Genomic DNA, 3,711 nt, shown 5'->3' on the forward strand with positions numbered 1-3,711 from the left:
GTTGATCGAGCGCTATAATTTTGAATTAAGGTATCCTTGCTTCGCTTCTAACTGTAGTCAATTATACAAAGTGCCTCTGCCAATCTTATCAGTTCTTTTCTTCATTCCTTGTTCAACTACACAAACCACCCACGCTCTTAAATCTAAATGATAAGAACTGCCCCCCGTGACATGAAGTGCAACAGCTACTAGAGAGCTTATCTGTATGGATATGAACTTTGTACTAGGCATTGCACTTCAGATAATGGATGGAGATATAAAAATATAAAAATAATTAAAATATAAAATTATCAATAATTATGCTAATAACTACCTTTTATTAACAAGGATAATTAAAGTGCGTCTATTAATATTCTTAACGTCACAAATTTCTATTTTTTGTTTATTTTCTTATTTAATAACAATACACTGCTTAAATTTATATAGCATTGACTCTACAGAGCGCATACTCTTTATTGCTAGTTACACAGCAATTATAATAACGACCTTTTTAAGCATTATCGCTATTTTTTCAAGATGCACCATACTTCAGCATATCACTATTATTTTTCTAGTTAGCTGTAGCATTTGTTTTATAAGCACTGTGCTATATGATAATTTTATCATCAAAAATACTCCCTTTAGCGACATTTTCTATGCTATATTCTCAATATTTGTTATTATCAACAACATTGGTAATATCGGGCTAATCTTAAATTCTAAAGCTTAGGTGTGAAGAGACTATATTTTTTATCTCTACAATCTTTTATCTGCTCATCATACCTGATGTGGCTAATCACTAATTTGCTCAATATAGATGCTATTAAATTATCTGCACAAATAGGCTACATTGCTTTAGATCTAACCGTCATCACTGCTTCAATTTTAACAGTAATCGCTATTTCATTTAAAAATGCCAAAATAGGAATTTATGCAGCGATCTTTTCAGTATTGAGTATTATTTCTTATATACCTGGATTAATGTATGATTATTACTATATATATACACCTTTATGGCAAATGGCGAGCTATATCATCTTTGCTAGCTTAGTTACGTTTAACTCAATATGGTGCATCTATTTCATAGTTAAAATGAAATATAATAAGACTTGAGAAAGCAAACTCACCAACAAAAACATACAGGTTAATTACCTAGCTATACTGCCATTAAACCATCATAAGCAAAAGTTAAAGCGCTACTTAAATAATAAACTACTCAAGATAGATAGTATTTATCAATAGAAAAGTGATATGTTACTCATAATAAGGAGACTTTATGAAACGCTTTATTCCTTTATTTATTATAATAGTCACAATTATTATTTTCTTTAGCCTTGGCTTACAAAAATACTTAAGCTTTAGCACGTTACAAGAGCACAATCAATTTCTTCAACAGTTCACGCACAACCACCTTATACTTGCCATACTTATGTTTTGTTTACTCTATATTATAAGTGTTACTTTATCTATTCCAGGTGCAACATTGCTGACAATCACCGCAGGCTTATTATTTGGTTCAATCCTCGGAACTGTATGCGTCGTTATCAGCGCAACAATTGGTGCAAGCTTATTATTTTTAGCCGTACGTACATCATTTGGTGAGTTACTTCATACTAAAGCAGGCCCACGTATCAAGCAATTAGAAGCAGGCTTTCAAAAAAACAACTTCAACTACTTACTCACCTTACGCCTCATTCCTATTTTCCCCTTTTGGCTATTAAATATTGCACCGGCTTTACTCAAAATGCCCTTACAGCCTTATATTCTTGCAACACTTTTAGGAATAATTCCAGGCTCTTTCGTCTATGTCTCTTTAGGTAATGGCTTAGAGCATTTACTTTCCCTAGGCAAAACACCCAATCTTAGCATTATTTTTCAACCCAAAATCTTAATTCCTCTCATTGGCCTTGCTATTCTAGCGCTTTTACCAATTTTTTATAGAGAAATTAAACACAGGCAAAATAAATCATGAGTCAAACTCATAAAACAGACCTATGTATTATTGGAGCCGGCTCAGGCGGCTTAAGTGTTGCTTCTGCCGCTGTGCAAATGGGTGCTCAGGTAACATTAATAGAGCAAGACAAAATGGGTGGGGATTGTCTAAACTACGGCTGTGTCCCTTCTAAAGCCCTTATAGCTACTGCAAAGCATATTAAGTTAGTAAGTGATAGCGCAGCATTTGGTATTCGAGTTCCAAATTTTACCATTGATCATCAAGCACTTCATGATCATATCCATGAGAGAATTAGCCATATTGCCCCTCATGACTCCATCGAGCGCTTTGAAAGTTTAGGAGTTAATGTTGTTTTAGGCACAGCGCAATTTACCAGTCCAAAATTATTACAAGTGGGTAACATTACAATTCAGGCCCGACGTTTTATCATTGCTAGCGGTTCAAAAGCAAGTATTCCAAATATTCCAGGACTAGAATCTACTCCATACTTTACCAATGAAACGATATTTAACCTCACTCATGCACCAGATCATCTCGCTGTTATTGGCGGTGGGCCGATTGGCTTAGAAATTGCCTGTGCTTACGCATATCTTGGTGTAAAAGTCACATTGATTGCGCGCTCTTATATATTACCAAAAGAAGATCAGAAACTTGTTGGTATTGTCCGTAATGACTTAAAAAATAAAAACCAGCTAGAAATTCTAGAAAAAACAAACATCAAGAATATTACTTATGAAAGCAATAATAGTATATTAATCAACACAGAAAACCAGCCAATTCAAGCATCACATTTATTGATTGCAACCGGTAGAACACCTACCTTAAACGCCCTTAACTTATCTGCTGCTGACATTTATTATACAGATAAAGGCATTACCGTAGATAATAGACTACGCACAACTAATAAAAAAATCTATGCGATTGGCGATGTCATTGGCAAAGAGCAATTCACTCATACTGCAAACTACCATGCTGGCATCGTTATTCGTAATATTTTATTTCACTTACCAGCCAAAGCAACAGCACTTATTCCAAGAATCACCTATACATTACCTGAGATCGGCTATATAGGCCTTACGGAACAGCAAGCAAAAGAACAATATAGCAGTGATAAAATTCAATGTTTAAATTGGCCATTTACGCGTAATGACCGAGCAATCACTGATCGGCAAACAACGGGCTTAACTAAAGTAATTGTGAACAATAAAGGTAAAATTTTAGGTGCAGGGATTGTCCATCCACATGCCAGTGACCTGCTCACACCTTGGCTACTGGCAATTAATAATAACTTAAATATAAAGCACATTGCAGGGCTAGTTCACCCTTATCCAACACTAGGAGAGGCCAATAAATATGCAGCCGCTAGCTTTTATACTCCTAAACTATTTTCTAATAAAATGAAATTCATTGTTAAATTTTTAATGAAATTAAATCGCTACTAATTAAAACAGGGAAAATTTATTACTTATGAAAAAACAATTAATGGTTAATAATAAAATACAGCTTACTCTTCCTACTATCAATCATGCTATAGAGTTATTTTCTTTAATTGATCAATATCGTAGCGAATTAAGAGAGTTCTTGCCATGGGTTGATCAAACCCTAGATATTAACAATACACAAGACTATATTAAATATTGTCTATCTCAATATAATAATCACTCTGCCTTGATTTATTTATTATATTATAGCACTCAACGAATAGTTTCTGACATTGACTTCATTACTTGACCGTAAGCGTCGCTACCTCGGTAGGTATTTTGCACATCCAATGATGC

General features: G+C 34.1%; 3 protein-coding genes. All 3 read left to right on the plus strand.

All coding sequences use genetic code 11. The features are described from left to right. The first annotated feature begins 1,255 nt into the window (after window positions 1-1,255). From C200_RS11215 to C200_RS11225, 3 genes are read left to right on the plus strand one after another with little or no spacing between them, the layout of a single operon-like run. Complete coding sequence (locus tag C200_RS11215; protein ID WP_016211790.1) at window positions 1,256-1,951, plus strand: TVP38/TMEM64 family protein; 696 nt, start codon at window positions 1,256-1,258, stop codon at window positions 1,949-1,951. Next, the gene (locus C200_RS11220; RefSeq protein ID WP_016211793.1) at window positions 1,948-3,375 is read left to right on the plus strand and encodes a dihydrolipoyl dehydrogenase family protein; all 1,428 of its coding nucleotides are present in this window, start codon (window positions 1,948-1,950) and stop codon (window positions 3,373-3,375) included. Before C200_RS11215 ends, C200_RS11220 begins: the two co-directional genes overlap by 4 nt. Before the next feature lie 25 nt (window positions 3,376-3,400). After that, complete coding sequence (locus C200_RS11225; RefSeq protein WP_016211791.1) at window positions 3,401-3,664, plus strand: hypothetical protein; 264 nt, start codon at window positions 3,401-3,403, stop codon at window positions 3,662-3,664. Window positions 3,665-3,711 lie beyond the last annotated feature (47 nt).

This window comes from Piscirickettsia salmonis LF-89 = ATCC VR-1361 (genome assembly GCF_000297215.2).
In the GTDB taxonomy this organism is placed as follows: Bacteria; Pseudomonadota; Gammaproteobacteria; order Piscirickettsiales; family Piscirickettsiaceae; genus Piscirickettsia; species Piscirickettsia salmonis.